This is a genomic window from Streptomyces sp. NRRL S-350 (assembly GCF_000719705.1).
Lineage (GTDB): Bacteria > Actinomycetota > Actinomycetes > Streptomycetales > Streptomycetaceae > Kitasatospora.
This window is the reverse complement of record NZ_JOHO01000155.1, coordinates 1-1,752: the sequence shown is the minus strand read 5'-3', so window position 1 is coordinate 1,752 and position 1,752 is coordinate 1. Positions and strand designations below refer to the sequence as shown.

At 72.1% G+C, this 1,752-nt stretch carries 2 protein-coding genes; both read right to left on the bottom strand.

All coding sequences use genetic code 11. From position 1 onward, the window contains the following. Positions 1–1,183: arabinofuranosidase catalytic domain-containing protein (locus IF30_RS0140170; RefSeq protein ID WP_037903036.1), on the bottom strand; the 1,183-nt coding region annotated here is incomplete at its 3' end. A gap of 207 nt (positions 1,184–1,390) precedes the next feature. Further along, the coding region (locus IF30_RS0140165; protein WP_030248022.1) for an AbfB domain-containing protein at positions 1,391–1,752 on the bottom strand (362 nt) is incomplete at its 5' end.

The following is a 1,752-nucleotide window of genomic DNA, read 5'->3' as shown; positions in this document are numbered from 1 at the left end:
CGGCCTTGGTGTCGGTGTCGTCGTGGCGGAGGTAGTCGGAGGTGCAGCAGGCGGTGGTGGCCTTCAGGGAGATCCGGGAGCCGGGTGTCAGCGAGCCGGTGCCGGTGGAGGCGCTGCTGTAGCCGGCCGCGGCGATGTTGGCCTGGACGGCGGCCTCGGTGGCGTCGGTGGGGTAGCCCGAGGTCATGACGCCTTCGTAGAAGGTCCCGGCGCTGGCGTTGCTGTTGTCACCGCCGATGCCGAGGATGATCGCGCCCTGCTTCTTCATCGGGTTGTAGCCGGAGGCGTTGGGGCGTGCGCCGCTGTAGTAGGTGGACAGGCCGCCCGACTGGGCGTCGCCGCCGCGGAGCGCCCACTGGTTGGGGCCGCCCTTGAGCATCGCGGTCAGGAACCGGTTGTCGACGCTGGGGTCGCCCGCGTTGAAGCCCCGGTTGGCCCCGGAGAACAGGCCGTTCTCCAGGTCGGCCATCACCCAGGGGCCGTTGCCGCTGCCCCAGCCCCAGCCCTTGCTGTCGCCGAAGTACAGGGCCTCCATGGTGCCGTTGCCGTCGTCGTTGCCGGTCGTCTCGGCGTTGCCGTAGTCGAAGCAGCAGCCGCCGTTGAAGTGCGTACCGTCGAAGATCGCGTACATGCCCTCCGGCTGGTCGCCGGTCGCGATGCCGTTGGTGTGGTTGTTCCGGTAACCGGTGCCGGGGGCCACGTAGACGCCGTACGCCTTGTGGCCGGCGACCGTGACCGGCGCCTCGAAGGCGTTGGCCAGGTTGTCGTTCCCACCCGCGGCCGGGCCGGGCCAGTGGCCCCTGAGCGCCTGGGTGAGGTGGTTGCCCTTGCCGGACTGGTCGTAGAGGACGGTGATGACGCAGCCGGTGCCGGCGCAGAACGCGTCCTGCGCGGCGGCGTCGGCGTAGCCGCCGGTGCTCAGCACGCCGATGTCCTTGGTCGCGCCGTCGGAGGTGCGCCGCACCTGGTACAGCGGGCCGTTGTAGGAGCCGTACAGCGCCCGGGTGGTGCTGTGCGCGGCGACGCACGGCGTGCTGCCGGCGGCGTAGATGTCGCACGGCCCCTGGGTGGCGGCCTGCGAGGTGGTGGCCGTGGCGGTGAGCAGGCCGGCGGCGAGCACGGCGGTGGTGCCGGCCGCGAGGAGCGCGCGTCTGACGCGGTGCATCCACGGTCGCTTGGTCATGGAGAACTCCTTGACGGGGTGGGTGTGCGGGGTGCGTGTGCGGGGTGGGTGTGCGGGTGGGTGTGCGGGTGCGGTTGCGGGTGGGTTTGCGGTGGGGGAGGCGCGGGTCGCAGCGAAGCGTCCGGGCCTGCTGCGGGGCCGGGCGCCGCCGGCACCTCGACGGTCTTCGGTGCCGTCGGCTCCCCGGGGCGGGGGGCGGACCGTTCCTCAGTTCCAGGGCGCCGAGGCGATCCAGCTGGTGTCCTGCGCCCACAGGGAGGCGGTGTCCCAGGCGTTGCTGCCGCCGTTGCTCGCGACGTACGCGGTCGAGGCGTAGTGGCGGATGTACTTCGCCGGGTAGTTGAAGGACCGGAGGGAGTTCCCGGTGCCGCTGTTGCCCGGGGTGGGGCAGAAGGTGGCGTCGGCGGCGAACCGGGCGGTTCCGTCGGCGGGGTCGAGGTGGAGCTCGAAGGCGTAGTGCCTGAGGTACCGGCCCGGCTTGTTCGCGGACTCGAAGGACAGGCAGCTGCTGTCGGCGAGGCCGGTGCGGACGATCCAGGTGGCGTCGGCCTTGTCGCCGGCGGGGCTGG